A 24,481-nucleotide genomic window follows, 5' to 3' on the forward strand; every position below is an offset into this window, starting at 1 on the left:
TTTTCTTTTGCCTTAAAAATACCGCGCCTCAGGCAGCCCTAAGCTTGTCACGGCGCAAACCTGCCGAGTCCAGGGCATACGCATCGTTGTAGAACGACGGTGGGTATCCACCACGCTTCCCCCAACGCTCTTCGCGACCGTCGATGACCGCCATCGAGTGAGCATCGCGATTGATGACGCCCAACTGGCCAGAAGCCAGCTCTGCCGCCGAGGTTCTGCGAACGTAATTCTTCAGTCCAAGACGCTGCAAACCTTCATCTGCGTGCTCCCCATCGTTGAGACTCTGGGCCGCCTGCTGGAACGTCATGTTCCGCCGCCCGTCGTTGCCTTCCATTTGTGCACGCTTGGCACTGGCTGCGTACAAGAAATTGGCATCAGTCATCATTTTCGGATCATCACCCTTGAAGCGAGCCTCTCTGGCAGCCACTCTCAACTCATCCTTGGTCAAATGAAGCGAAAACCCATCGCGCATGGTGACGTTAAAGCCATTGGCCGTTTCGCTCACATCTTTGAAAATATCCGTGGGTTTCTGCCCTGCAGCCATCATGGCGGCCTTGATGGCCGAAACCGTAATGCAATTTCCGTCAGGTCCCTGACTGAAGCCGCTCCAGATGTTGGCAGGCTGTTTGCCCGGATCGGAATGATCAGGTTTGTAGTTGAAATATTTAGCACCGTCAGTAATCGGCTTGTTGCTCACCCTGTCGCCCGGACCTATCGGAGACGGGTTAATGCCTGGGCTTGGGCCTGGACCTGGGCTTGGGCTTGGGCTTGGACTTGGACTTGGACCTGGACTTGGACTTGGACTTGGACCTGGACCTGGACCTGGACCTGGACCTGGACTTGGACTTGGACTTGGACTTGGACCTGGACCTGGACCCGGACTTGGCGGCGGGACGTCGTCATCCTGCCACATCGACTTAATCAATCTGCGTAGAAACTCAAGAAACTCTACCGAGGCCTCTGCTTCTTTGCGCAACTGATCAAGAATTTCTTTAAATTTTTCATCACCGAGCTTTGTGCGAAGCGCCTCCAGCTTCTCAGTCAGTTCTTTAATCTTATGATCCCGAGTTGGTCTCATAACATCAAACAACTCGTTAAGCAGCTTCTTCACCGTACTGGCATTCACCTCAGGCCCTACCGGGTCTGCTCTGGCTGCAGGGCCTACCAGTGAATAAAATGCATCGTTTGCTGCACTCCGCCGGTGTATTCCAGAAATATTCATATCCTGTCCTCCCTAGATTGGCGAGCCATCAGGCTCCACCTAAATCAGTGGCGGGCAGTCTCGCGAGGTTCCTATTACAAGCATGTCAATATTTGAACAGCCGCTGCTGGACAGAATGTGTGTGTTTGAGACACAAAAAAACCCCTCTTACGAGGGGTTTTCTGTGGAGCGCTAACGCATCAGGTCATCTGAATGATGGTCTGCATGATGGTGCTCTGGGTGGAGATGGTTTTGGCGTTGGCCTGGTAGTTGCTCTGCGCTTTAATCAGGTCAACCAGTTCGTTGGTCAGGTTGACGTTGGAGTCTTCCAGCGAGTTGGACTTGATGGCGCCCAGGCTGCCGATTTGCGGTGCATCGTAACCGGCCTGACCCGAGGCGAAGGTTTCTTTCCAGGCTGTACCGCCGATAGGCTGCAAACCTTGCTCGTTGGTGAAGCTGGCGAGCGAGATCTGGCCAATGGCACGGCTCTGGTTGTTGCTGAAGTTGGCAAACATCACGCCCGAACCGTCGATAGTCAGGTTGGTGATCTGGCCAGTGGCATAACCGTCCTGGGTCGGCGGGTTACGCGAGGTGTCGGTGTTGTACTGGGTGGTTTTGGCCATGTTGATGGCAATACCGCCATCTTTGGAGGCGGCCCCGTTGGACACCCACTTACCGTTAACCTCGGCTCCTGGCATCCAGTTACCCACCGTCAGGGTGCTGCTGATGATATCTGGCTTGGTCGGGTCCGGGTCAGGCGTGGTGACGCTGGTCAGCGCGCCTGCCGAGTCGAAGACCATGGTCGAGGCGACCGGGGCCTCGGCATCTTTACCCGTGACCGGGCTGCCGTCCGGGTTGCGGCCATCGATCAGGGTGTAAGTTTTCCAGGTGTTGGAATCGGTTTTCACCATGTACTGATCCATCGGGTGCGGGTTGCCCTGAGTATCGTAAACAGTGGTGCTGAATTTTTTGCTGTAGGTTTCAAGCTTTGAAGGGTCGAACGGGTTTTTCACCTGATCGACCACATCGCTGGTCGAGTTCAGGTTGATGGTCGAGTCCACCGAGCCGCTCGCCTTGGGCGCCAGGTTCGAGGTGTCGATACGCAGGTCTGTCAGCACGCCATTGATGATTTTGCCGTTGGCGTCAACGCCGTAACCCTGCAACCGCGCGCTGCCATCAGTGTTGGTGACGTAGCCTTCTTTATCGGCCTTGAACGTACCGGCACGGGTGTAGCTCAGCGAGCCGTTTTCGCTCAGCACGAAAAAGCCGCTGCCCTGAATGCCCATGTCCAGCAGGTTGCCGGTGTTGTTGATCGAACCTTGGGCAAAGTTCTGCGAGACGTTGGCCAGGTTCACACCGCTGCCGATGGTCTTGCTGCCGACGCCCAGCTTGCTCGCCGAGTAAATATCCGAGAACTCGGCGCGCGACGCTTTGAAACCGCTGGTGGCAACGTTGGCAATGTTGTTGCCGGTAACGTCGAGTTGTTTGTTGGCCGCATAGAGGCCGCTAAGGCCGATATTAAAAGACATGTTTCACTCCTTGAGGCGTATGGGTCGGCTTAGAGGCCAATGGTCTGGACTTTGGACATGCCAATGCTGCCCAGACCTGCGAGATTGAGCATGATTTCACCGCCGGTTTTGCTCAGCGTCACACTGTTAACTGTGGCGGGCAGGTAGGTGGTGAGCGCCGTGGTGGTGGTGTCGGTTTTAGACGAGGCGGTAAAGGTGTAGTTACCTTTAGGCATCAGCTCACCGTCATCATTTTTGCCGTCCCAGGTGAAGTCGACATTGCCGGCTTTCTGTGCGGGCATCTGAATCGTTCTGACCAGTTCGCCGTCTGCATCGGTGATGGTGATGGTTGGCTTGGTGTCCGCCTCTTTCACCACGACCGTGCCGTTGAACGGTTTTTCGCTGGCGGTATCGACCAACGCTTCACCGGTTTGCACGATCACCGAACGGCCCACCAGCGACGACGCCTGCAAGGCTTGCGAGGACTGCAAGCCGCCGGTGATGGCGTTCACCGAGTCATTGAGAGTGGTGATGCCTTCCAGGCTGCTGAACTGCGCCAACTGCGCGACGAACGCGGTGTTGTCTTGCGGGTCCAGCGGGTTCTGGTTTTTCAGCTGGGTGACCAGCAGTTGCAAGAACGCATCCTTGCCCAGGGCTTTATCGTTGCCGGCAACTGCCTTGGACGCCGCCGCCAGGCTGGTGTCCTTGGTTTTAACCTGGGCAGAGTTGGCCAGCACCTGATTGAGGGTTTTGTTGCTGACGGAATCGGTCACACTCATTTGCGTCGTTCCTTATCACTGACCCAGGGTCAGTACCTTCTGCATCATGGTTTTGGCGGTGTTCATCATTTCGGCGTTGGTCTGGAACGAACGACTGGCGGAAATCATGTCAGCCATTTCTTCAACCACGTTGACGTTGGGGTAGTACACATACCCTTTGGCGTCGGCAGAAGGATGGTTCGGCTCGTAGCGGGCGTCGAGGTTGCTTTGGTCTTCGACCACGCCCAGCACTTGTACGCCCTGCCCGGCTGCGTCCTGATTCTGGAACAGCGAACCGCCGTTACCGCTTTGCGCGCCCTGAAACATGGTGGCGAACACCGGGTGACGGGCGCGGTAGGTTTGGTCGATGCTCGACGAAACGGTCTCGGCGTTGGCGATGTTACTGGCGACGGTGTTCAGTCGAGTGGTCTGAGCGCTCATGCCGCTACCGGCAATATTGAAAACACTGGCTAGAGACATGGATTACTCTCCGCGCAGGGCTGATACCAGCCCTTTGAATTTGCTGTTGAGCAGCGTGAAGCTGGCCTGGAAGTTGACCGCATTCTCTGCGTAGTTCGATTGTTCGAGCTGAGCATCCACCGTGTTCTGGTCGATAGAGGGCTGCATCGGCGTGCGGTACAACAATGACTCGTCGCCACTGCTCAGGCCCTGAGCTTCGATATGGCGGCTGTTGGTCATGTTCAAGGCAAAGCTGCCGTTCTTGTTTTTGTCACTCTGTGCGGCAAGCACAGAGGCAAAATCCAAGTCCCGAGCCTTGTAGTTCGGGGTATCGGCGTTGGCGATGTTGTTCGCCAGGACTTCGGCGCGCTGTGCGCGAAAGCCAAGGGCTTGCTCATGGATACCGAGCGCTTTATCGAAGCTGATGCTCATGTCGGAAAACCTTTGTGGGCTGACCTGAGAATGTGGTTCAGGTCTTACATGCAGTGGATAGAGCAAACCCCGTGCCAGTTTTCACATCCCCATATTTCAAGGCTTTGCGAGGAGATGAGCTGCGCCAATGCCAGAAAAGCGGCAATGACTGACCGCCGACTGCCGCTTTTCTGCCGCTTTGTTCCTCGACAACCGCTCAAGAGCATGAATAGAACAGCGCGCTGGCGCTGGCGCACAAAAAAACGGGAGCCTTGCGGGCTCCCGTTTTGATGTGGCGCAGATCGACTTACTTAGCCTGATAGATGATGCCCGGACTGCACTGAACCATCTGGTAGTGATCCGGCAAGCCGTTCAATGCCTCGGATGCACCGAGGAACAGATACCCCCCTGGCTTCAAGGTGCTGTGAATACGCAGCAGGATGTCTTTTTTGACCTCCGCCGAGAAGTAGATCAGCACGTTGCGGCAGAACACCATGTCGAACTTGCCCAACCCGGCGTAGCTGTCCAGCAGGTTGAACGAGCGGAACTCGACGCGATTTTTGATCGGCGCCTTGATCACCCAACGCCCCGGCCCTTTCGGATCGAAGTAACGTTGCAAGCGCTCCTGGGACAAACCACGGCCAATCGCGAGGCTGTCGTACTCGCCCGTTTTGCAGGTGTTAAGCATCAAACTGGACAGGTCGGTGGCCACAATCTGCACGCCCGCCTTCAATTGCCCAAGGTTGGTGCGCTCATATTCATCAATGGCCATTGACAGCGAAAACGGCTCTTGCCCCGAAGAGCACGCCGCCGACCAGATACGTAAACGTTGACCCGGATTAGCCTTGGTCAGCTCAGGCAGGACTTTGTTCTTCAGCACTTCAAAGGGGTAGGTATCGCGAAACCACAGGGTTTCGTTGGTGGTCATTGCATCGACCACCTGCTCGCGCAACCCGCTGCGGGGCTGGCTCTGGATGCGCTGAATCAGCTCACCCAGCGACTTGATACCTTGCTGTTCCATCAGCTTGTTCAGACGGCTGGAAACAAGGTACTGCTTGTTCTCACCTAGCAAAATGCCACAGGCTTTTTCCAGGAAAACCCGGAACTGCTCAAAATCCAAATTACCCGTAGACAAATGATCCTGCCTCTATCAATCGTGTTAACCGCCAAGGGCCAAGCCCCTAGCTGTGGTCTGCTTCTTTGATCCGGTCAACTACCCGGGATGCCAGGTCATCAGGGCGGAATTTTGCCAAAAAGTCATTGGCGCCGACTTTTTTGACCATCGCCTGATTGAATACCCCGGACAACGAAGTATGCAGAATGATGTGCAACTTTTGCATGCGCGGATCGCTGCGGATTTCGGACGTCAGGGTGTAACCGTCCATTTCCGGCATCTCGATGTCCGAGATCATCATCAGAAACTCTTCTGACGGGTCTTTGCCTTCGTCCACCATGTTCTTCAGGTATTGCAGCGCCTGACGGCCGTCATTGAGCGACACCACTTCAACGCCGACCGTTTGCAGGCAACGTGTTACCTGCTTGCGCGCCACTGAGGAGTCATCCACCGTCAGCACTCGCAACGACACGGCTTTGCTCTGGGTTTCAACGTCAACTACACCGTGCGAAATGCTTTCGGATGAGGGCGAAACTTCAGACAGGATTTTTTCAACGTCGATGATTTCGACCAACTGATCATCCAGCCGCGTCACCGCCGTCAGGTAGTGATCACGCCCGGTGCCCTTGGGTGGCGGATGAATCTCCTCCCAGTTCATGTTGACAATGCGCTCAACCGAACGCACCAGAAAACCCTGCGTTTTAGTGTTGTACTCGGTAATGATCACAAACGGGCTGCTTTGATCTTTCAAGGCGCCTGCGCCGGTGGCCATCGCCAAGTCGAGAATCGGAATGGTCGCCCCCCGAATACTCGCCACACCGCAGACCACCGGGTGAGATTTTGGCATCACTGTCAGCTTGGGGCATTGCAGCACCTCGCGGACTTTGAACACGTTAATCCCGTACAGCTGCTGCCCGTCCAGGCGAAACAACAACAGCTCCAGGCGGTTTTGCCCCACCAGTTGAGTGCGCTGGTTAACCGCATCCATCACCCCAGCCATACTCGGTTCCCCTCAAAAACTTTAAGTTGCGACGCACATAACCCGGTAAACGGCACGGGCTTTGCTATTTATCCGCCATGAATGCAAAAACGACAATTTCTCGCCACTGGCCGATTCCTCAGACGCTGCGCCGCCGCTTTTTAAGCTTCCTTGCGGCCGGGTGCCTGATAAGCGCTGGAGCACAATCCTACGCTGATGGGTTTACATCTCCTACTCAGCTTATCGGCGTGACCCAAGGCTTTCTTGAATTCACTGTCGAAGACTACCTCGCCACTGGTCATATAGAAGGCCGCTACGAGATCCAGGTAAACAACCTGGACCCCCGCCTGCGCCTGGCCCAGTGCGACAAGGAATTGACAGCCACCCTTGAAAGCCCGGCCCAACCCATGGGCCGCGTCACCGTGCGCGTACGCTGTGAGGGTAGCTCGCCCTGGACGATCTTCGTACCGGCGCAGGTCAAGTTGTTCCGCGAGGTAGTGACCGTTACCCACCCGCTCAAGCGCGGCATGGTGATCGACTATGACGACGTAGCCCTGCGTGAGCGGGACATCAGCCTGATCAATCAGGGCTACATGACGGCTGTGGAACTGGCCGTTGGCCAAAAACTTCTGCGACCAATGGTCACCGACCAAGTGCTGACGTTGACGCATCTGGAGCAGGCCGCCGTAGTACGCAAGGGCGATCAGGTGGTGATCAACGCCCGCAGCGGCACACTGACTGTCAGAATGCCCGGCGAAGCGCTGTCCGACGGCGGCCTCAGCGAACAGGTTCGGGTCAAGAACCTGAACTCCAAACGGGTGATCAAAGCGCGCATTACCGGGCCAGGGCAAGTCGAGGTGGCTTTGTAGGACAGTTGGCATACGTACCTCAACTTTCCTACACTGTCGCTTGACGCAGATCAGTACTGATTCGCGTCGACCTATGATTAATCGAGCCTAAAGTTTTCTCGGGTATGGCCGAAAACATGGCAAGCGTCCAAATACCCAGAGGTTTTCCAACATGGTCATCGACTTCAGTCGCCTAAACAGCGCCACGCCTTTAACCGGCAGTACGCGCAGCAACGCCACTCAGGAAGCAGGTAGCGCCACGCAAGCGGCCCCTGTTAACGCTGAGCGCGCTGATGCCAATGCCCCGAGCGGGGAATCTGTGCATCTGAGCCACGAGGCACAACAGTTGCAAAAAATCAGCGATTCGCTGCGTGACCAACCGGTTGTCGACAAAAGCCGTGTGGCTGAGTTGAAACAGGCCATTGCCGATGGTAGCTACACCGTCGACAGCAATCGGGTCGCCAGCAAATTGCTTAACTTGGAAGCCCAGCGCTAGCCTTCGCGGCAAGCGCCAGGCTTTTGGACGCTTAAATTCCAGAGCCAGCCATGCACGACACGACTTTACTGCAACTGATCAACGACGACTTCGGCTCGGCCCAGACACTGCTCAGCCTGCTGCAAGACGAAACAGTCGCCCTGCAAGGGCGCGATATGCTGGTGCTCGAAAAGATCCTGGCACGCAAGCAGTCGCTCATCATTCTGCTCGACCAGCATGGGCGCAAACGCAGCGAACTGCTGGTTAGCCTCGGCTTGACAGCCAACCACAGCGGCCTTGAACAATTGGCCAGCCACTCCGATGTTGGCCCGCAACTGCTGGCCCAAAGCGCTGCACTGAATCAGTTGCTGGCTGAGTGCCAAGCTGCCAATGCAGTCAATGGCCAAGCCATCCAGACGCAACAGCTCATTACTGCCAATCAACAGCGCATCCTGCACGGCGGCGAAGCCCATACGTTGTATGACGCTCGCGGCACCACAGCGCTGGTCAACAAACCACGCGCCTTCAGTCAGGCTTAAGCTCGCCGGCCTGCACTATCCTAAGGACGCAACATACTGGCAAAATGCCGCCTTTTGCGTGTTGTTGTATTTTGTCTGGAGATTGACGAACCGTGTCCACTGCCGAAGATGCTCCGCAGCCTCCAAAGGTATTCACCTCTGCCTTGGAAATTTCCGCCACTTTGCGGATGCTAAAAGAGAGCCATGACCCCCTGATCATCACCTTCCACGAACGCAGTCAGCGCTTTCAGAGCTATTTGATTGACGTAGATCGCGATACCGCCACCCTCGCCTTTGATGAAATGATCCCGCGTGACGGTGAGCGTTTTCTTGAAGCTGGCGAGCCGTTTCGCGTTGAAGGTTTTCATGATGGCGTACGCATAGCCTGGGAATGCACCACTCAACTGACCATTGAAGACAAAGACGGTCACCGCAGTTATCACGGCGCCTTACCGAGCGAAATCGTTTACCACCAGCGCCGTAATGCGTTCCGCGCGGCACTCAAGCTGGCGGATCTGGTCAGCGTAAAAGTCGACGGGGACAAGATTAAATTCCCGATCGAAGGCAAGTTGCTGGATGTGTCCGCCACAGGCTGCAAGCTGAGGTTTGAAGGCGACATCAGTGAACGTCTGCAATTGGGGCAAGTCTACGAGCGCTTTAACGCCGCCCTGCCCTTTGGCGCCATGACCACGCCTGTGGAGTTGCGCTACCTGCACTTTGAAGAGCGCCTGAACATCACCTTTGCCGGCATGCGTTTTCACAACATGAGCGGCGGTGTGCAGCGTCAGGTCGAGCGTTTTGTGTATCAGTTGCAACGTGATGCGCGACGCTTTGATAAAGACGACGATTATTGAGTGATCCCCCCCTCCTAAAGAGAGAGGGGTTTAAGCGCACACTGCTTCAGTCCTTACGCAGATCGGCGCCCTCTTCCTCCGGGAGGGGGCCGGGATGAGGCTCTTCAGGCTCAACCACCGGCTCGACACTGTCCTGCATCTGCTCCTGCACCACCTGCTCGTCCACCCGCGGGTCAAGCGCTGCCACCAAGGGCGAACTGGACATGCTGTCGGGCATGGCGACGTGCTGCAACGGCGCATCGTCGACCTGGTGCAAGTTGGTGACCGCATTCGGTCGGATGCGCCACACCAGCACCAGCCCCGTCACACTGAAAAACGCGTACAGCATCTGACTGCCCAGCACCTTCATCAGCACACCTGCCACCAGCGGTCCGACGCTGGCGCCAATGCCGTAGGTCACCAGCAACATGGCGGTCAATGACACGCGCCGCTCAGCTTCTACGTGGTCATTGGCAAACGCCACCGCCAGCGGATAGATGCAAAACTGCACCAGCGCGCTGAGCCAACCCGCGACAAACAATACCTCCAGCGGCACGGTTGGCATGATCGCCAGCGGCAGCGACACCACCGCCAGGATGAACGCAAACACACGAATCAACAGCGGCCGGTCATAGCGATCCGACAACCAGCCCAACGGCCACTGCGCCAGCAGCCCGGCAAAAATACAGCACCCCATGTACAAACCGACCAACTCGGTGGACAAGCCCTGCTGCGTGGCATACAGCGGCGCCAGACCGTAGAACGAACCCACCAGCAGCCCGGCGCCCATCACGGCGATCAGCGACTGTGGTACGCGCTTGATGAAGAACTTGGGGTCCATCGGCGCGGGGTGCAAAGGCGCCGGGTGGATGCGCCGGGTCATAGCCACGGGCACCAGGCACAGGGCAAAGCACAGCGCCACCAGCATCAGCAATTCAAGGCCCAACTGCGGGTGGATGACCAAAATCAATTGCCCGAGCACAAGGCCCAGATACGAGGCAATCATATACAGGCTGAACACCACGCCGCGCTGCTTGGCGTCGGCCTGCTCGTTAAGCCAGCTTTCGATGACCATGTATTGGCACATCATGCCCAAACCCACGATAACCCTGAGCAGCAGCCACATAGGCAGCCAGTCGGTTAAACCGTGACACAACACCGCTGCGCCGACGATCCCGGCGCAGGCGGCATACGCACGAATGTGCCCCACGCGCGCGATCAAGCGGTGGCCAATCTTGCCGCCCAATACCAGGCCAAAATAGTTGGCCGCCATCAAGCCACCAATCCACAGGCCATCAACATTGTCGGCCGCAAGGCGCAAGGCAAGGTAGGTGCTCAACAAGCCCGAGCCGATCAACATCATCAGCGAGGCGAAATACAGCGCTTTAAAAGACTTCCAGATTTGGCGCATCGGCGTTGCGCGACTCCATGCAGTGGCGGTCGGGCTATCTGACGATAGCCGAGCGCAGCAGGTTCAAACGGTCAAGCCGCAAGGCTTTGTGCCGTCTGGACGATTAAGCCTGAGCCGCTAATACACGGCGTTCCCAGGGTGTTATTTCATCAAAGAAGCTGGTCAGCTCCATCGTCTTGGACGCAATGTAACCTTCGATGAACTCCTTGCCGAACAGTTCCCTCGCCAAGTGACTGCACTTGAGACGCTCAAGGGCGGCATGCAAGGTACATGGCAATGACAATGCCTCAGGCACTTCAAACTCACCCTGAATCGCAGCCGTCGGTTCCAGCTCGTTTTCGATGCCATGCAAACCGGCCGCCAGGCTTGCAGCAATGGCCAGATACGGGTTGGCATCCGCCCCCGGCAAACGGTTTTCGACGCGTCGCGCCACGGGTGAACTGGCGGGTATGCGCAAGCCCGCCGATCGGTTGTCGAGGGACCAACATGCGTTGTTCGGCGACGCATACGGGTGGCACAGCCGCTGGTAGGAGTTGACGTTGGGCGCAAACAACGCCGTGAAATCTGCCATGCCCGCCTGCTGCCCGCCGATAAAGTGACGGAAGGTCGCGGTCGGCTGACCCGCCTCAGCGCTAAACACGTTACGCCCGGTGCCAAGCTCCACCACGCTTTGATGGATATGCATCGAGCTACCCGCTGTTTTCGCCAGCGGTTTGGCCATGCACACCACGGTCAGGCCGTGCTTGAGCGCGACTTCCTTCAGCAAGTGCTTAAACAAAAACGTCTGATCGGCCAGCAGCAGCGGGTCGCCGTGCAGCAAGTTGATCTCGAACTGGCTTACGCCCATCTCATGCATGAACGTGTCACGGGGCAAGCCCAGCGCCGCCATGCATTCATACACTTCGCTGAAGAAGGGCCGCAGGCCATTGTTGGAACTGATGCTGAACGCCGAAAAACCGTCTTCACGGCGACCGTCCAGCCCTACTGGCGGCTGGAACGCCTGGGTCGGGTCGGTATTGGGCGCGAACACAAAGAACTCAAGCTCAGTGGCCACTACCGGAGCCAATCCGCGGGCTGCGTAGCGGGCGATCACCGCTTTGAGCTGACCACGGGTCGACAGGCACGAGCTTTCACCGCTCAGCTCGTCGGCGTCACAAATGGCCAAGGCGCGAGGTTGCTGGCTCCAGGGCAGGCGATGGATGTGCGCCGCGTCCGGCACCAACGCCAGGTCGCCGTCATCGCTGCCATAAAAACGTGACTCCGGGTAGCCGCCCATGATGCATTGCAGCAGCACACCGCGGGCCATTTGCAGGCGTCGCCCCTCCAGAAACCCTTCAGCGGTCATCACCTTGCCACGCGGTACGCCGTTCAAATCGGGCGTTACACATTCAATCTCATCAATGCCGGACAGTCGCTGTGCGAGTGAACCCTGGCCATCGGTCGTCATGACGCTTTCCTTGTTGTTGTACACGCCGCGAACGGCAACCCGTACAAAATACGCACCACCTGTTCGGTATTTCAAGCGAGCGCTACACAAATGCTCACAAACACGGCGTGATCCTGACACCGAGGGCAGAAAACACATTCGCAGTAACAATTGCCAACTAGACTCTGTCGCCAATTGTGTCTTGGAAGAACCCGCAGGCTCGCTCCTGCGCTGCGTTGCCATAAGGAATATTGATGAAGCACTCCGTATTTTCTGTGTCCCGATGCGCCATTGGCCTGCTGCTGGCCAGCACCCTCAGCCCGATGGCCTTCGCGCAAACGCCCAGCAGCGATGGTTATGTACTGGACAAAGTGGTGCAGGTCAGTCGCCATGGGGTGCGCCCGCCCACCGAGTCCAATGAGAAGCGGCTGACCAAGGTCACCCAGCGCCAATGGCCGACGTGGCTGGTGCCCTTGGGCAATCTGACCGGCCACGGCTACACCGGCGCCGTGGAGATGGGCCGCTATCGCGGCGCGGTTTTGCGCCACGCAGGCTTGATCGCGCAGGGCTGCCCCGATGCCAAACACCTGCTGGTGCACGCCAGCCCGCGGCAACGCACCAAAGCCACGGCCCAGGCATTACTCGACGGCATGTTTCCCGGCTGTGGGTTGCAGCCCACCTACGTGGCGGGCAAACAAGACGCGTTGTTTCAGGCTAACGAGATGAGTTTCGCCGCCCTCGACGCCGAAAAAGCCAAGGCACAGATTCTCAAGGCCCTGGGCGGCAGCGTCGAAGCGGCCCAGAAGCGTTACGCGCCCTTCGAAGAAACCCTGCGTGAAGTCGCCTGCCTGCCCGACGTCAATTGCGCGTATGGCCACGAACCGTGGCAGCTGGTGCAAAACGAAAAAGGTCGTTTCTCGATCAAAGGCCTGAGCGCTGGCGCGAACATGGGCGAAGTGTTTCGCCTCGAATACAGCCAGGGCCTGCCGCTGAACAAGGTTGCGTTTGGCCACGCCCGCACGGCCGCTGAAGTGTCGAGCCTGATGGTGCTCACCAAGGCCAAATACGACTACTTGAACGACATCCCCTACATCGCCAGCCGTGGCGCTTCTGAGCTGATGAACCAGATTTCGCTGGCACTCAAACAAGGCACCCCACTGGCATCCAAGAACGCCACCGGCGCACCACCGGACGTGCCCTTGATGCTGCTCGTGGCCCACGACACTAATATTTCGTACCTGCGCACCATGCTGGGTTTCAGCTGGAAACTGGGCGATTACATCGACAACAACATCCCGCCCGTCGGCACTTTGCAGTTCGAGCGCTACAAAGAAGTCAAAACCGGTGCCTATTTTTTACGCATCGCCTTTGAGGCGCAGTCGATGGACCAGATCCGGGACCTGACCCAACTCAGGGGCACAGCAAAACCGCTGAGCAGCGATTTCAAAAGCGCCAACGACTGCCGCGCCACCCGCGTCGGCCTGTTGTGCCCACTCAAAGACGCAATAGCCACGGTCGATCACAACATCGACCCGACTGCGCTCACGCCTTATCGCTTTTCATCAATGCCTTAAGCGTCCATCACGAGCGCCATACAGCCCCCAAACAAGAAGTGCTTCACACAGTCGCCGTCGAGGTAAAGGGTGAGTTACATTCAAATCTGGATGTAACAAAAACAACAACCTACTCATCGATCTGGAATAAACCGTGAATAGCCAGCCAAAAAAACGCACCTTCGACCTGATCCTGGACGCCGTGCTCCCCGAGTACCGTGATCGTGTGGCCGAGTACCTCATTGCCTATAAAGACATCCTGCTTGACGATCACGCACACGTAGAAACGCAGCGCGCCACGGCACATCAACTCAAGGGCTATTTGCGGGGTCTGAACACCACGCGCGTGCTCGGCATGGCAGATTTCGAAGAACTGGATCGACGCATTACCGAATTGTGGCCAGGAGCCTCAATTGCAATACGCGAGTAAAGGGAGATGCGTGAAATGGTGTCCCAGGCGGGGTTCGAACCTGCAACCTTCCCCTTAGGAGGGTCAACTACAAACCAGCAAACACAGGACAAACCCAGTAAACAAAGGGCTTTTCTGTGTGGTTGTGTGTTCTGATACTGACTGATACTGTGCTTTCTTCTGTCACACTGCTGTCACGACTGGAATCATGAAGACTAAGATTACCCAAAGACTCATTAGCAGCCTGTCCGCAGAGCCGAAAGTTTATCGTGTTCACGACACCCACCTCCCCGGTTTTTTTATTCGCGTTCTGCCCAGTGGGCACATGAGCTATATGGTGACGTGGGGGCGCAACAAGAATGCCACTCTAGGCCGCGTGAGGGTGATGACGCTGGATCAGGCCCGCACTGAGGCTGGCAGGTATCTAACAGACGCACATGAGCACGGCGAACCACTGGCGGTCACCCAAAACCGCAGGAACGCCAGCACCCCTACCCTGCGCGAATTCCTCGACGACACCTATCTGCCGTGGTTCAAGGCGCACCACAAAGGGTATGAAAAAACACTCCACACCCTGGACAATAACTTCGCCTCAATCATGCTGCTGCGCCTTAACGAAATCACCGGGCGCGACCTAGAGCTGCTGAGAACTTCCTGGCTCACAGGTGGAAATAAGCCAGCAACTGCGAATCGCAAGATGGGCACCATCAGCGGTGTACTCAGTCGCTCTCTAGAGTGGGGGTTCATCAGCGAACACCCTCTGATAAAGTTGAAGCAACTAAAAGTCGATACCAAGGGTAAGGTGCGCTACCTGTCGAAAGATGAATCGAGAAACCTCAGGAACGCATTAGAAATCCGAGAGCATCGCGCTTGCCTAGAGCGTGACAGCGCGAACCAGTGGAGAGCCGAGCGTAAAAAGCCACTACATCAAGACTTACGAGAGCAGGCATTTACCGACCACTTAAAGCCAATGGTGCTTGTATCACTTAACACAGGAATTAGGCGCGGAGAGCTATTCGGCTTAACTTGGCAAATGGTCAACTTCCAAAGCAAAACTATCACCGTAGGCGGCGATACTGCGAAGACTTCTGAGACGCGCCATATACCTATGAATACCGAAGTATTCAGAACGCTCAAGGCTTGGAAAAAGCAATGCAGCGAATCAACGTTCGTGTTCACAGGGCAAGGCGGAGGCCGGATGGAGGACGTAAAAAGTGCTTGGCTAAAACTGCTACAGGAGGCGAGTATCACCGGGTTTCGATGGCACGATATGCGTCACGACTTCGCGTCACGCCTCGTAATGGCGGGAGTCCCGCTGAATACTGTGCGTGATCTGCTGGGGCATTCAGATATAAAAATGACATTACGATATGCACACCTGGCGCCTGGGACAAAAGCCGCAGCAGTAGATTTAATCGGGTAAGAAATCCGATGCTTTCCAATGCTCCACGACTTCGGCTATATCAATTGGAATCAACGAACCAGTCTCCAACACTTTGAGTGCGCGATCTTTGATTAAAGGCCAATAAACATCAAGCATCTCGTAGTTAATTAGGTCTACCCCTGGAGGAGCATGAGTATAGATCTGAGGAATACTGCGAATCACCTCAAAAACACAACTCTCCTCATAAGTTAAAAGCTGGGGCCTAATAGCACCAAGCGCCGCAATTCGATGCGCTTCAATCGGAGACCAGGTCATCTCCAGGTATTCGAAAAGCGAGAGATCTTGATCCCACTCTCCCGTGCGACCCAGCACCCTGTGATTCCGAATCGACTGCATTACTGACCATTCCAATACGCCGGTGATGGTGCGCTTCTGTTCTCGAGCGAGAAGATCGATAGCGAATTTTATTTTTGGATCTATTCGAAGGGAAACGCTGATCGTTTGGCTCTGATCAGTGGTTTTACGGGGTCTGGCCATTGGGCTCTCCTTAATAACGCAAATACTGCACGCGAAAGACTTTGCAGTCAATCGTACCGTTTCGTGCAGCTTTTGCTTGCAGAGTATGATTTTGCGTTCTAAAGTTGCCGTGCCTGGACTACTTAACCCAATTTCCAGCCAGGAGAGGGAGAAAGCCGTGGATCAAAATTTGTCGAAGCCTGAAATAAGCCAGCCACCCGCTTTGGTCATTGGCCCGGATGAAGCCGCGCGAAGGACACTGCACAGCCGCAGCGGGATATACAAAGCCATCGCCGCGGGTGAACTCCAGTCTTTTAAAACCGGCAAGCGCCGCTTAATTTTGGTTAGTGAGTTGGAGCTCTGGATCAATCGTATAGCCCGGAAGAACGCACGATGAACATACGGATACTCGATCACGCCGGAAATATCCTGGGCACGCTTCAACTGCCTGCCAGCACGCTACTGACCGACCTTGAGGCAATGCGCCGTTTCGGTGCTCAACGGATAGAGGTAATAAAAACTATTGGAGGAAGAAGGTTATGAAAACGAGTGCTGGGGCCGTTAGCTATGACGCAGAACTTCTAAAGGGCGCTGGAGTTTTTATAAAGACAGTAGCCTGCCTGATCGATTTCAATTTGACTGAATCAGATTTCGATGACGGCAGACCCTTTATGAGTAACTTTCATATTTCGGGACTAATGGCTGGTTTACAACTTATAAGTGACCAGCTCAGCGAGCGCGGCGAGTACATCTCAGATCGGATGGAGAAAGAAGAAACAAATCAGGAAAAGACAGCTCTGGCAGCGTTGGCGCGCCGCCAGAGCGAAAACACACTGGATGAGACCAATATGAGGCAAGAATCGTGACAGATTCCAACACCGCAGGCAATCACTCCACAGCGGCGCAAGCCAAAAGGCTTGTGCAGGCTTTGCGCGCAGGCCCCGTGTCAAGCATCGACGCCGCGCGCTCTCTGGATATCGTTCATCCACCATCCTCTGTCAGGTGGTTGCGCAATAACGGCTACTCAATCAAAACAGAATGGACTTATAAAACCACAGAGCCAGGACGACGCCCGCACAGGGTAGGTTTGTACGTCCTGGCTAGCGAGCCATCTTGATTTGATTTGCTGCTGGGCTCTGTTTTTGCGGTGCCCAACAGCTTGCCTGTGAGCTGCGCAATGGCATTAAAAGCAAAGGGGTTCAAACTCAAGGCCAAGCCCTTCGCCATGATGCTGTGGACGATGGGCCAGTCTGCACCGTATCGCTCGCTGAGTTTCACCGCCCGGGGCGTCTTAATGGAACTGCATATGCAGTACAACGGGAGCAACAACGGTGACTTGTCAGCAACGCGCACCATGGCGAAGGAGTGGGGAATCAGTTCTCCAAACATCCTTCAAAAGGCCCTGTGCGCCCTGCTGGATGGTGGATGGATCATTCAGTCCCGTAGCAGCATGTTTTCAAGGCACGGATCAAGATGCGCACTGTATGCACTTTCGTGGTACGCAATCGATGAATGTCCCGGCAAGGGTCTAGAAATCTCGGCGACAAGAACACCACCCAAAACCGTGATGGAGCTAACAAACTCGGTTTGATCCGGTATCGAATCAATACAAGGAGCGGTATTGATTCGATACACGTAGTAAAGCTCGTTAGTCCCGTTGTGTCCGGTCTAGTTTTAAAGATCAAGCATCGTGTATTGATTCGATACCACTAAATCAATTCATCCGGTATCGAATCAATACACCCTTATATATATCTACCAACCAAGCTCAGCTTTTCACACCAGACGGCGGGAGTTCGAGTCACCACGAAGGGGCATCTGCTGCCGGGGTGCAACTTGTGCGGGGTGCATATGTTGCGGGGTGCAGCCTCAGATTAAGGCCGGGCCGATGCGTAATTCCGTGGATCGCAACCAGCGTAAAATCGCGGGTTAACGAGCGTAAATCTACGCCCGTCGATAACTGTTAGAGCAGTGGTTGGTAACCCTTAAAGCACCAGTGTTAGACCGGGGGCCTAAAAAGCGACAGCTTGAGCAGACAGGCGTTAGATTTGGAGAATCCGGTAATTGCCTGCAGGCCACGCAGCGTAAGGGCTTTAGCGATTTCAGAAATCAATCATAGGAGAGGATTAAAAATTGATGAACGCAGTGTTCGATAAGTATTCGACGAGCCCTCGTCGAGCATTCATCGACCAAATGCCGAGCTATACCCCGGCAGCAGATGCCCCACTACATCAAGTAACTGAAGCACTTTGGAATTTGGCAGAAGTGGTACCGACAAAGCATGAATAACAGCAGCGCTCCACTGTGTAGCTTTCAACACACCGTGTAACTACCTACACGGTTGAGTGCTTCAGGAGGTTAAGTGGACAAAGAAGACTACAGCCGCCCCAGGCGTGCGCCATTCCCGCGAGAGTTGGCCGCCTTGATTGCCCGCAAGGCTGATGCAATGGCGCGCCGGATTGAGGATGAGGCTATTACACAAATGGTCCGTGACGCTCAGCGCGCTCTGGATCGCGGTGTGCCCCAAGTGGAAATTGCCCGTGTGATGGGGTTGAGGTAACGCAGGCAGCCTTCGGCCTCGCCAGCCACGTACATAACTATTACTCATTTTGGGAACTGACATGATCGAACTGAAAAAGCAGCACGCAGCCCTAACAGCCGAACGTGAAATACTAGAAAACAGCATTCCGCAGCTGGAAACAGCTTGGAAAAATGCCCCGCGTAATTTCAATCAATATGGTAACGAGATAGGAACGCCCGAAAGCCGAGCAGCTATGGATCGGGCATCTGATGCTGAGTGCCGCATTCGCAGCATCGCCTGCGAGATGAGCGGTATTGAACGAAAGCTGGAGTATGCGGAACGTCTGTCACTAGTGAAAAAAACCAGAGTCAGTTCAACGAAAATCATGGCCGAATCAGTTAGCACAGTTGAAGCCCTGGAGCGGACGCAAGCTCGCTTGAGGGAGAGATTCCAATCTATTGAAGCGGAATCAGAACGATCCCTTGAACAGGCGCAACAGGCCGAGCGAGACGCAGCCAGCCTCTACGCCCGGAGCCTTGCCGAGAGCGACGACAAAGGTGCGGCGACCGCCAATAGCGAGATTCAGAAAGCAGCCCAACAACTTGCTGTAACGGATGAGCAAGTGAGACAGCAAGAACTTATTCTCACTGCTATACAGATCGAACTCGATACCATCGCGACCCAAATCACAGCCGCTCAGCAGCAGGGAGTTGAGGCCAGAGCAGCTGTGTTGAATGCGATAGGGCTGGAGCAAGGTGAAGAGTGGAATGCAGCCGTCAAACAGCTTGCCGCTATAGGCGCCCGGATACTTGCAGTAAGTTATCAAAAGGGCGGAATGGGGGACGATCTATCCCAACTTGACGTGCCTCGGTTCGGCCCTGGTGTGTTGAGCCTGGATCGTAGCGCCCTCGCAGCCGTCGCACGCGACATTTCTCTGGCGGATCTGCTTGCAGCGTAACCCCTAAATAGCCCGCGCAAGCGGGCTGTCTGACTTCCCTGGCAGTGATGCAGACGTACTCTCTTACTGCCTGCGCCCAACCCTCTTTAATGTCATCTGCGACAGAACCCCACCCTCTCCCGTCAAGACTGCACTGTCTTGGCGCTCCCAAAGCCTGCCGGGGACCCTGGGCCTTTTATGGGGGTACGGGGCAGGAAACCCGCGTGATTTTTTTAGCCGCAGTCCTGAAAAGTTACTGAAATATCCCTTACTGAAATCCCAACAAACCGGCTGAAAGCATTGCTCTAAATGCCTCGCAAAAAATTTCAGTAAAGATTTCAGTTAGAAAAATTTTCAGCGGAAAATTTCAGTAAGAACATCCCAGCAATGAGCTTTCGGGTTCTCTTATCAACATGTCGTCCGATATTCCGAAAAGTCAGCCTGATTAACAAGAAATAGCCGCTCGAGGGTTAAAAGGTTCAACTGGTGGAGACGAGGATGATAGGGAGCAACTCGACGCGAGAGGCTGTTCGAATGGTCACTGCTGGCGAACATGAGGTGCTAGGCCGTGTACGAGCCAGGGCTGATGAAGGGAGAGTATTGGAGGCGTAATTGCATTGCCTGCTGCAGAAAAACTCGCACTGGAGTGTACCGTTTGCTAGAAAAAGACATCTGTCGATGTCGAATTTTAGCGTCCACACTCAAAAGTGACGAAACCAATCGTTGTGCTATTATCCCGGCCCACCATAGCGGGGCTAGGTAGTCGAGCACTTGCCTGTCACAGCTGCTATATATAGTGCACGAGTTCTGTATTCGATCCTTTGAGGTTCCATGGCAGCCAACATAAAGCCCCTTGGTGGCAAGCACGCGATCAGTAACGTATTGTTTCTGTTCGAGTTCTCTGCCCCTTTGCCGCCACATGCTTTTGCTGGCTTGCTAGAAGGCACCCCGTTGCACGATGAACTCGTCGCTGATTTGCCAAGGGTGACCAAGCATCAGCAAATGGTGATGAATTTCCCGCAGAATTCAGATAACCAATTTTTCGCGAATCCATTTGCTCAGCCTTTCAGTCCGCCTGGCGCAATAAGTGGAGTCGCATTTGACAGGGTTAAGCCCAACGGTGAGCCCGCGCTTTCAGTCAACATTCAGGCGAATATGTTGATGATCGTTTGTGGGGAGTACGAACGATGGGCCGGACTTTGGGCGGAGGTAAAAAAATACCTATCTATCCTCGCCCCATGGCTTGGTGCTGGAAAATTCTCAGCCCTGTCATTGCAGTATACAGACGCATTCAAGGTGAATTTTCCACGAGGTGCAGCTGAGCCTCTAACCGAGTTGTTCGATCCGTCTACTAGGTTCCTACCGCCCACCTTTACGTCTCTGAGGGACGCGTTCCATTCTCATCATGGATATTTCAGCCAGCCTGAGTTTGGTTTGAGTGGAAAGCTGCTTACCAATGTAAACGTAAACGTCACTGAAACCGGTTCAGTTTTTGACGTACAAATTACGACTGCACACAAATATCTTTTGTCGGAGATGTTTAGTCCTGTAACGGATGCTGGGGCGCTGAACCCGCAGATGAACGATGTATTCCAATATCTGCACGACGAGAATAAAGTGGTTGTGGGGAACATGTTGACTGAGCAAGTTAAAGAGCTAATCTCTTTTAATTCGCACAGCGCCCCCCGTACCGAATAAGGAGAGCTGCAATGGCCGTTGCAATGGAAACGCAGTCCACCATTACAGATCAGCCCGTTCCCTACGTGATCCAAGTCACCTCGACTAAGAACGCGCCTAAGACCGTGATTCATCTCGGGCTCACCGGCTTATTCGCTCAGCTTCCCCCCACTCATGTGAATAGCCGGGAGGTTGGGTTGAGCAGGCTGTACGCGAAACTTAATGGCTACATGCACGCAGGTTACGACTGGGATGGATATGGTGGCGAGCCGGCTACCTATGCGTCTTGGAGTAATGCTGTGGAGTTTTTGCACGTACTCCCTATTCGATTTGAAGCGCCTGTACCAATGCTTGCTGGCGATGGTGAAATTTCTCTTTTTTGGAAGGATACTGATCGCTACATAGAGATCTCCTTTCCAGGGGACGGTACTTTTCACTACATTTACAACGCGCCAGGGGTAAGGTTCGCGAGCGCTGATCTAGCGCTTAACGAGAAGGTCTTGCACACTGGTTTCTTGACTCACTTGGATCTGGTTTAGCTGATATATGACGTGTCAGGCGTTATTTGAGGGGCTGCCTAGTGGAAGGGGCGAGGTATCGGCCCGCGCTAAGCTGATAGATGACTCTTTCCCTGAAGCCTTTTGCGAGTGTGAATCTGTAAGCAGGTTTTCTCCGGGCGTTGTGGGAGGCGAGGAATTTCTACACAGATTTGTATTCTCCCCTCTTCACATGCATGACGGTGAAGTCTTGCCTGCTCTATTCAGCGACGCCAAAGATAAGGGGCTATCCTGCGAGCGTGGGGGGTCTCTGAAAATAGAGCCAGAAACTCATGAACGTGGACGATTGCAGGCTCAGGGATTCAATCAAACTAAACCAGAGGATCGCCCTGAGCGTGTGTATGTGGGCTCAGTCACAGCAAGCTGTGGTTTGATCAGATCTTTATTAATGAACGAAAAGCGGCTTTTATCGGTATACGATACCGCTCTAGAGGCAAATGTTGCTCACAGTGATGTATTCGAAATTGCTGGGCGGACCAACTCTGAAAAAAAACAGGCACGTAAAGATATTGCTGACGCATTCAGCAAAATCCCTGTAAGCGGCTAGCCTACTACGACATATCCAGTCGTTACTCAAGATGCATTCGTTGTGCCCCCCCCCCCAGATCCTTGGCATAATCAGAATATCCTCCCACCGCCGAGGTGGTGGCCCAACCTGAATAGGCATTTCAGATCGTCAGGATGATCGCAGGCAGAAGCAGGCGAGATCCAAGGCAAGCGCCCGGCGAGGCCATCTACCCAATCCTAGCTTCAAAGACAACGATGGGCATCTGCACACGACTGGCGTGCACTTGGACTATCTGAATCGCCCCAGACTCTCTAGACACCTTGAAAATCCATTGCGTAACGCCTCTCAAACGCTATCGATGAGCGCTGATTGTTGAAACCACGATGTTGCTGGGGTAGTAAAACCTCTCAACTACGGCGTTGTCGTGGCAGTTACCTCGACCACTCATACTGGCAACCAGGTTGTTAGCCTTCAAGAAGCCTCGTCAGTTTGAGCTGCGGTACTGACTGCCTTGATCCGAATAAATCATCACCTACAGCTTCGGTTTACACCCCCCACACCGCCATCAACAACGCATCAATGGCCACATAGCTGGTCACCTGCGACTTCATTGACCTAGCGTGAAAGCAGATCGAGCTACACAGCCAAATACAGCCAACCCTAATACGTTCGGATATAGATGAAGTCCGCGACCCAGACTTTGCTGGGCTCTCTCTATGACATCGAACCGGCGCTTCAGTAAGTTCGGTGACGCAACGGCTGATTTCCCGCCATGCTTCTACATCATCCGTCGATATCCAGTCTGAGAACGCAAACCTTCAAGGTGCATCAGCCTAGCCAGCCTCGCGCAGATCATCATGAATCTTTCGATAACCATAAACACCACCGTTTTCAGCTAGGGATGTTTGATCAGGCCGAGCAGTCGTTGATCGTCCTTCTGAAAGAGTCACTCTAGGGGCTTGGTGTCGCGTTTAATCCAGACATCGAGGCTCAGACACATCCAATCGCGCATCTACCTAAGATCCAAGAAGCTGATTTTCGGTCACTTGGTTGATCGCTTGGCTTATTGAATGCTTCGAGGTAACGCGAGCTACTCATAACTCCTAAAAATAGGAATCTTGTGAAGGTTTTGAGGTGCCTATGAAACTAGGGGTAATTCAAAGTGAGTACGAATTTTCTATCTTTCGCAGCTTATCTAACCAGCTTCTACCTCAAACCAAGCTCATGGTGGCATAATGCCAAAACTAGTCAAGGACCATCCCATGAGCGACGATTCAGAATCACAATTTTTTGCTAATCAAAAATTCAATAGAATGCTGAGATTAAGACTCGCCTCTGTTTTCTTACCTCTAGCCGCAGCCATATTTCTTTGGGTAAAACTAGAGTTATCCTGGAATCTTGAGGACTCGTTAAGTATCGGCCTTATGAAATTAGGCTTAACAACTTTTACAATCACAAGCTTCTTCTTTCTTTTATTATGGTATTTACAAACCGGATTCAAAGACCGCCAGATTCTGCAAAGAGAACTAGCATCTACGCAAAGACGAAACGAATCAAGCGCCGATGAAAACAGCAAGAAAATCAACGATATAATATTAGAGATAGAGCTCTTAAAGGAAACATCAAAACAAATTTCCGAACCAATAAGTAATGCCTTAGTAAAAAAAATTATTCATGAAGCCGAGCCCGCTCTATTACTAAGCCTTGAAGAGCTAATCGAGGAAAACCATGAAAAACTAGCCATGATAGAAGAGATTAATGAATCTCGAACTCTCGCTACACGCCGAATTGAAGAAGAACTAAAGCGACTAATACGAAGCGCAACAACCAACCTTGCGCTGGGTGTAGCTATCGCAATCACCGGCATTATAGCCTTGGGGATTTTTGTATTTCCAAACATCGCCAATCTATTTTTTTCATCAGCACCACTAGATTTTAGCACCGCAACTACTTCAGCAATAGCCCTTCACTACGGATCCAGATTCTCCCTAGTTATTTCAATCGAGGTACTTGCCTATTTCTTCTTACGCCTCCACAGAACAAAACTTATTGAAATAAAATATTATCAGAACGAGCTTACAAATTTAGAATTGAAATATATCTCATTAGCCGGTGCTCTTCGATCGAACGACCCGAACACATACCACAAAGTTATAGATACGCTATCTAAAACAGAAAGAAACCATATACTCGAAAAAGGACAAAGCACAACCGAGCTTAAAAAAATAGAATACGAACACAATCAACTCATTGCAATCACAAAAGCCATGACATCCATTATACCTAAAGCAAAGTAGTTTCATTAACATTCACTCAAAGACGGCGAGTAGATGGCGAAACTTGCTGGACGCTTGGGATACCGACCACTTGCAGCACCGCAGTGGTCGGCTCGCCAAACAGCATAATATGTTAAAAATTCCTGAGTAGTAACACATCAAACACAGCTATGCTCCCCACTCAACATGACCTTTAATTATA

28 protein-coding genes and 1 pseudogene are annotated in these 24,481 nt (G+C 53.8%); 18 read left to right on the forward strand and 11 right to left on the reverse strand.

Going from position 1 to position 24,481, the window contains the following annotated elements; genetic code table 11:
* Window positions 1–28: 28 nt before the first annotated feature.
* Complete coding sequence (locus GYN01_RS16955) at window positions 29–697, reverse strand: hypothetical protein (protein WP_082149335.1); 669 nt, start codon at window positions 695–697, stop codon at window positions 29–31.
* 41 nt (window positions 698–738) lie between these two features.
* On the opposite strand from GYN01_RS16955, the gene GYN01_RS16960 reads away from it, so the two are divergent.
* Window positions 739–921 (forward strand): hypothetical protein, encoded by a 183-nt coding sequence (locus GYN01_RS16960; protein WP_203307497.1) that lies wholly within the window; start codon window positions 739–741, stop codon window positions 919–921.
* A 480-nt stretch (window positions 922–1,401) separates the two neighbouring features.
* Here GYN01_RS16960 and flgE read toward each other — a convergent pair whose 3' ends face one another.
* From flgE to GYN01_RS16990, 6 genes are all read right to left on the reverse strand, one after another.
* Window positions 1,402–2,730 (reverse strand): flagellar hook protein FlgE, encoded by a 1,329-nt coding sequence (gene flgE / locus GYN01_RS16965; RefSeq protein WP_048363521.1) that lies wholly within the window; start codon window positions 2,728–2,730, stop codon window positions 1,402–1,404.
* Window positions 2,731–2,759: 29 nt separating this feature from the next.
* Window positions 2,760–3,488, reverse strand: a complete 729-nt coding sequence (flgD, locus tag GYN01_RS16970) for a flagellar hook assembly protein FlgD (protein ID WP_048399843.1) — start codon at window positions 3,486–3,488, stop codon at window positions 2,760–2,762.
* 15 nt (window positions 3,489–3,503) lie between these two features.
* Complete coding sequence (flgC, locus tag GYN01_RS16975) at window positions 3,504–3,947, reverse strand: flagellar basal body rod protein FlgC (protein ID WP_048363519.1); 444 nt, start codon at window positions 3,945–3,947, stop codon at window positions 3,504–3,506.
* 3 nt (window positions 3,948–3,950) lie between these two features.
* Complete coding sequence (flgB, locus tag GYN01_RS16980; RefSeq protein ID WP_048363518.1) at window positions 3,951–4,358, reverse strand: flagellar basal body rod protein FlgB; 408 nt, start codon at window positions 4,356–4,358, stop codon at window positions 3,951–3,953.
* A gap of 286 nt (window positions 4,359–4,644) precedes the next feature.
* Window positions 4,645–5,472: a protein-glutamate O-methyltransferase CheR gene (gene cheR, locus GYN01_RS16985; protein ID WP_048363517.1), complete on the reverse strand. Its 828-nt coding sequence runs from the start codon at window positions 5,470–5,472 to the stop codon at window positions 4,645–4,647.
* Window positions 5,473–5,518: 46 nt separating this feature from the next.
* Window positions 5,519–6,451, reverse strand: a complete 933-nt coding sequence (locus GYN01_RS16990; RefSeq protein WP_048363516.1) for a chemotaxis protein CheV — start codon at window positions 6,449–6,451, stop codon at window positions 5,519–5,521.
* A gap of 77 nt (window positions 6,452–6,528) precedes the next feature.
* Between GYN01_RS16990 and flgA the strand changes: the two genes are divergently transcribed.
* The 4 genes from flgA to GYN01_RS17010 all read left to right on the forward strand — a co-directional run bounded on the left by flgA (window position 6,529) and on the right by GYN01_RS17010 (window position 9,125).
* Window positions 6,529–7,299, forward strand: coding sequence for a flagellar basal body P-ring formation chaperone FlgA (gene flgA / locus GYN01_RS16995; RefSeq protein ID WP_203307498.1), 771 nt, complete (start codon window positions 6,529–6,531; stop codon window positions 7,297–7,299).
* A gap of 151 nt (window positions 7,300–7,450) precedes the next feature.
* Entirely contained in the window at window positions 7,451–7,774 is a 324-nt protein-coding gene (gene flgM / locus GYN01_RS17000) for a flagellar biosynthesis anti-sigma factor FlgM (RefSeq protein WP_048399848.1), read from the forward strand.
* 50 nt (window positions 7,775–7,824) lie between these two features.
* A complete protein-coding gene (locus tag GYN01_RS17005) occupies window positions 7,825–8,292 on the forward strand; it encodes a flagella synthesis protein FlgN (RefSeq protein ID WP_048363513.1) in 468 nt (155 codons plus the stop codon).
* Between the two features lie 92 nt (window positions 8,293–8,384).
* On the forward strand, window positions 8,385–9,125 hold the full coding sequence (locus GYN01_RS17010) for a flagellar brake protein (RefSeq protein ID WP_048363512.1): 741 nt from the start codon (window positions 8,385–8,387) through the stop codon (window positions 9,123–9,125).
* Between the two features lie 46 nt (window positions 9,126–9,171).
* Here the strand turns inward: GYN01_RS17010 and GYN01_RS17015 are convergent, their stop codons facing one another.
* Both GYN01_RS17015 and GYN01_RS17020 read right to left on the reverse strand, forming a co-directional pair.
* Window positions 9,172–10,515, reverse strand: a complete 1,344-nt coding sequence (locus GYN01_RS17015) for an MFS transporter (RefSeq protein ID WP_203307499.1) — start codon at window positions 10,513–10,515, stop codon at window positions 9,172–9,174.
* Between the two features lie 103 nt (window positions 10,516–10,618).
* Window positions 10,619–11,860, reverse strand: coding sequence for a glutamine synthetase family protein (locus tag GYN01_RS17020; RefSeq protein WP_173426972.1), 1,242 nt, complete (start codon window positions 11,858–11,860; stop codon window positions 10,619–10,621).
* Between the two features lie 335 nt (window positions 11,861–12,195).
* On the opposite strand from GYN01_RS17020, the gene GYN01_RS17025 reads away from it, so the two are divergent.
* From GYN01_RS17025 to GYN01_RS17035, 3 genes are all read left to right on the forward strand, one after another.
* Window positions 12,196–13,515 (forward strand): histidine-type phosphatase, encoded by a 1,320-nt coding sequence (locus GYN01_RS17025; RefSeq protein WP_203307500.1) that lies wholly within the window; start codon window positions 12,196–12,198, stop codon window positions 13,513–13,515.
* A gap of 133 nt (window positions 13,516–13,648) precedes the next feature.
* A complete protein-coding gene (locus tag GYN01_RS17030; protein ID WP_048363508.1) occupies window positions 13,649–13,924 on the forward strand; it encodes a hypothetical protein in 276 nt (91 codons plus the stop codon).
* A gap of 187 nt (window positions 13,925–14,111) precedes the next feature.
* Window positions 14,112–15,326: a tyrosine-type recombinase/integrase gene (locus GYN01_RS17035; protein WP_203307501.1), complete on the forward strand. Its 1,215-nt coding sequence runs from the start codon at window positions 14,112–14,114 to the stop codon at window positions 15,324–15,326.
* On the opposite strand, the gene GYN01_RS17040 is transcribed toward GYN01_RS17035, so the two are convergent.
* Window positions 15,315–15,824 carry a hypothetical protein gene (locus tag GYN01_RS17040; protein ID WP_203307502.1) on the reverse strand — a complete coding sequence of 170 codons (510 nt, stop codon included), beginning with the start codon at window positions 15,822–15,824 and terminating at the stop codon, window positions 15,315–15,317. The two genes, GYN01_RS17035 and GYN01_RS17040, sit on opposite strands and share 12 nt — an antisense overlap.
* Window positions 15,825–15,981: 157 nt before the next feature.
* Between GYN01_RS17040 and GYN01_RS17045 the strand changes: the two genes are divergently transcribed.
* The 9 genes from GYN01_RS17045 to GYN01_RS17085 all read left to right on the forward strand — a co-directional run bounded on the left by GYN01_RS17045 (window position 15,982) and on the right by GYN01_RS17085 (window position 22,042).
* Window positions 15,982–16,200, forward strand: a complete 219-nt coding sequence (locus GYN01_RS17045; protein ID WP_338053181.1) for a helix-turn-helix domain-containing protein — start codon at window positions 15,982–15,984, stop codon at window positions 16,198–16,200.
* A gap of 142 nt (window positions 16,201–16,342) precedes the next feature.
* The gene (locus GYN01_RS17050) at window positions 16,343–16,669 is read left to right on the forward strand and encodes a hypothetical protein (RefSeq protein WP_203307503.1); all 327 of its coding nucleotides are present in this window, start codon (window positions 16,343–16,345) and stop codon (window positions 16,667–16,669) included.
* The gene (locus GYN01_RS17055; RefSeq protein ID WP_338053182.1) at window positions 16,666–16,920 is read left to right on the forward strand and encodes a helix-turn-helix domain-containing protein; all 255 of its coding nucleotides are present in this window, start codon (window positions 16,666–16,668) and stop codon (window positions 16,918–16,920) included. The genes GYN01_RS17050 and GYN01_RS17055 overlap by 4 nt, the downstream gene beginning before the upstream one ends.
* A gap of 60 nt (window positions 16,921–16,980) precedes the next feature.
* A complete protein-coding gene (locus tag GYN01_RS17060) occupies window positions 16,981–17,394 on the forward strand; it encodes a hypothetical protein (RefSeq protein ID WP_203307504.1) in 414 nt (137 codons plus the stop codon).
* 771 nt (window positions 17,395–18,165) lie between these two features.
* Window positions 18,166–18,363, forward strand: a complete 198-nt coding sequence (locus tag GYN01_RS17065; protein WP_203307505.1) for a hypothetical protein — start codon at window positions 18,166–18,168, stop codon at window positions 18,361–18,363.
* A 61-nt stretch (window positions 18,364–18,424) separates the two neighbouring features.
* Window positions 18,425–19,282 (forward strand): hypothetical protein, encoded by an 858-nt coding sequence (locus tag GYN01_RS17070; RefSeq protein WP_203307506.1) that lies wholly within the window; start codon window positions 18,425–18,427, stop codon window positions 19,280–19,282.
* A gap of 810 nt (window positions 19,283–20,092) precedes the next feature.
* The gene (locus GYN01_RS17075) at window positions 20,093–20,959 is read left to right on the forward strand and encodes a TIGR04255 family protein (RefSeq protein ID WP_203307507.1); all 867 of its coding nucleotides are present in this window, start codon (window positions 20,093–20,095) and stop codon (window positions 20,957–20,959) included.
* 11 nt (window positions 20,960–20,970) lie between these two features.
* Window positions 20,971–21,477, forward strand: a complete 507-nt coding sequence (locus GYN01_RS17080; RefSeq protein WP_203307508.1) for a hypothetical protein — start codon at window positions 20,971–20,973, stop codon at window positions 21,475–21,477.
* 208 nt (window positions 21,478–21,685) lie between these two features.
* Window positions 21,686–22,042 (forward strand): hypothetical protein, encoded by a 357-nt coding sequence (locus GYN01_RS17085; RefSeq protein ID WP_203307509.1) that lies wholly within the window; start codon window positions 21,686–21,688, stop codon window positions 22,040–22,042.
* Window positions 22,043–22,314: 272 nt separating this feature from the next.
* Here the strand turns inward: GYN01_RS17085 and GYN01_RS17090 are convergent.
* Window positions 22,315–22,940 (reverse strand): annotated as a pseudogene (locus GYN01_RS17090) (DDE-type integrase/transposase/recombinase); the annotation flags it as partial.
* Between the two features lie 325 nt (window positions 22,941–23,265).
* Here GYN01_RS17090 and GYN01_RS17095 point away from each other — a divergent pair.
* Window positions 23,266–24,300: a hypothetical protein gene (locus tag GYN01_RS17095; RefSeq protein WP_203307510.1), complete on the forward strand. Its 1,035-nt coding sequence runs from the start codon at window positions 23,266–23,268 to the stop codon at window positions 24,298–24,300.
* The last annotated feature ends 181 nt before the right edge of the window (window positions 24,301–24,481 follow it).

Origin of the sequence: Pseudomonas weihenstephanensis, from assembly GCF_016812185.1 — a bacterium.
GTDB lineage: Bacteria > Pseudomonadota > Gammaproteobacteria > Pseudomonadales > Pseudomonadaceae > Aquipseudomonas > Aquipseudomonas weihenstephanensis.

What these genes read in the sequence shown, in the direction of transcription:
- flgE (WP_048363521.1), bottom strand. Translation starts at nt 2,730, where the DNA reads ATGTCTTTTAATATCGGCCTTAGCGGCCTCTATGCGGCCAACAAACAA.
- flgD (WP_048399843.1), bottom strand. Translation starts at nt 3,488, where the DNA reads ATGAGTGTGACCGATTCCGTCAGCAACAAAACCCTCAATCAGGTGCTG.
- flgC (WP_048363519.1), bottom strand. Translation starts at nt 3,947, where the DNA reads ATGTCTCTAGCCAGTGTTTTCAATATTGCCGGTAGCGGCATGAGCGCT.
- flgB (WP_048363518.1), bottom strand. Translation starts at nt 4,358, where the DNA reads ATGAGCATCAGCTTCGATAAAGCGCTCGGTATCCATGAGCAAGCCCTT.
- GYN01_RS16990 (WP_048363516.1), bottom strand. Translation starts at nt 6,451, where the DNA reads ATGGCTGGGGTGATGGATGCGGTTAACCAGCGCACTCAACTGGTGGGG.
- flgA (WP_203307498.1), top strand. Translation starts at nt 6,529, where the DNA reads ATGAATGCAAAAACGACAATTTCTCGCCACTGGCCGATTCCTCAGACG.
- flgM (WP_048399848.1), top strand. Translation starts at nt 7,451, where the DNA reads ATGGTCATCGACTTCAGTCGCCTAAACAGCGCCACGCCTTTAACCGGC.
- GYN01_RS17005 (WP_048363513.1), top strand. Translation starts at nt 7,825, where the DNA reads ATGCACGACACGACTTTACTGCAACTGATCAACGACGACTTCGGCTCG.
- GYN01_RS17015 (WP_203307499.1), bottom strand. Translation starts at nt 10,515, where the DNA reads ATGCGCCAAATCTGGAAGTCTTTTAAAGCGCTGTATTTCGCCTCGCTG.
- GYN01_RS17020 (WP_173426972.1), bottom strand. Translation starts at nt 11,860, where the DNA reads ATGACCGCTGAAGGGTTTCTGGAGGGGCGACGCCTGCAAATGGCCCGC.
- GYN01_RS17025 (WP_203307500.1), top strand. Translation starts at nt 12,196, where the DNA reads ATGAAGCACTCCGTATTTTCTGTGTCCCGATGCGCCATTGGCCTGCTG.
- GYN01_RS17035 (WP_203307501.1), top strand. Translation starts at nt 14,112, where the DNA reads ATGAAGACTAAGATTACCCAAAGACTCATTAGCAGCCTGTCCGCAGAG.
- GYN01_RS17040 (WP_203307502.1), bottom strand. Translation starts at nt 15,824, where the DNA reads ATGGCCAGACCCCGTAAAACCACTGATCAGAGCCAAACGATCAGCGTT.
- GYN01_RS17050 (WP_203307503.1), top strand. Translation starts at nt 16,343, where the DNA reads ATGAAAACGAGTGCTGGGGCCGTTAGCTATGACGCAGAACTTCTAAAG.
- GYN01_RS17060 (WP_203307504.1), top strand. Translation starts at nt 16,981, where the DNA reads ATGGCATTAAAAGCAAAGGGGTTCAAACTCAAGGCCAAGCCCTTCGCC.
- GYN01_RS17070 (WP_203307506.1), top strand. Translation starts at nt 18,425, where the DNA reads ATGATCGAACTGAAAAAGCAGCACGCAGCCCTAACAGCCGAACGTGAA.
- GYN01_RS17075 (WP_203307507.1), top strand. Translation starts at nt 20,093, where the DNA reads ATGGCAGCCAACATAAAGCCCCTTGGTGGCAAGCACGCGATCAGTAAC.
- GYN01_RS17080 (WP_203307508.1), top strand. Translation starts at nt 20,971, where the DNA reads ATGGCCGTTGCAATGGAAACGCAGTCCACCATTACAGATCAGCCCGTT.
- GYN01_RS17095 (WP_203307510.1), top strand. Translation starts at nt 23,266, where the DNA reads ATGAGCGACGATTCAGAATCACAATTTTTTGCTAATCAAAAATTCAAT.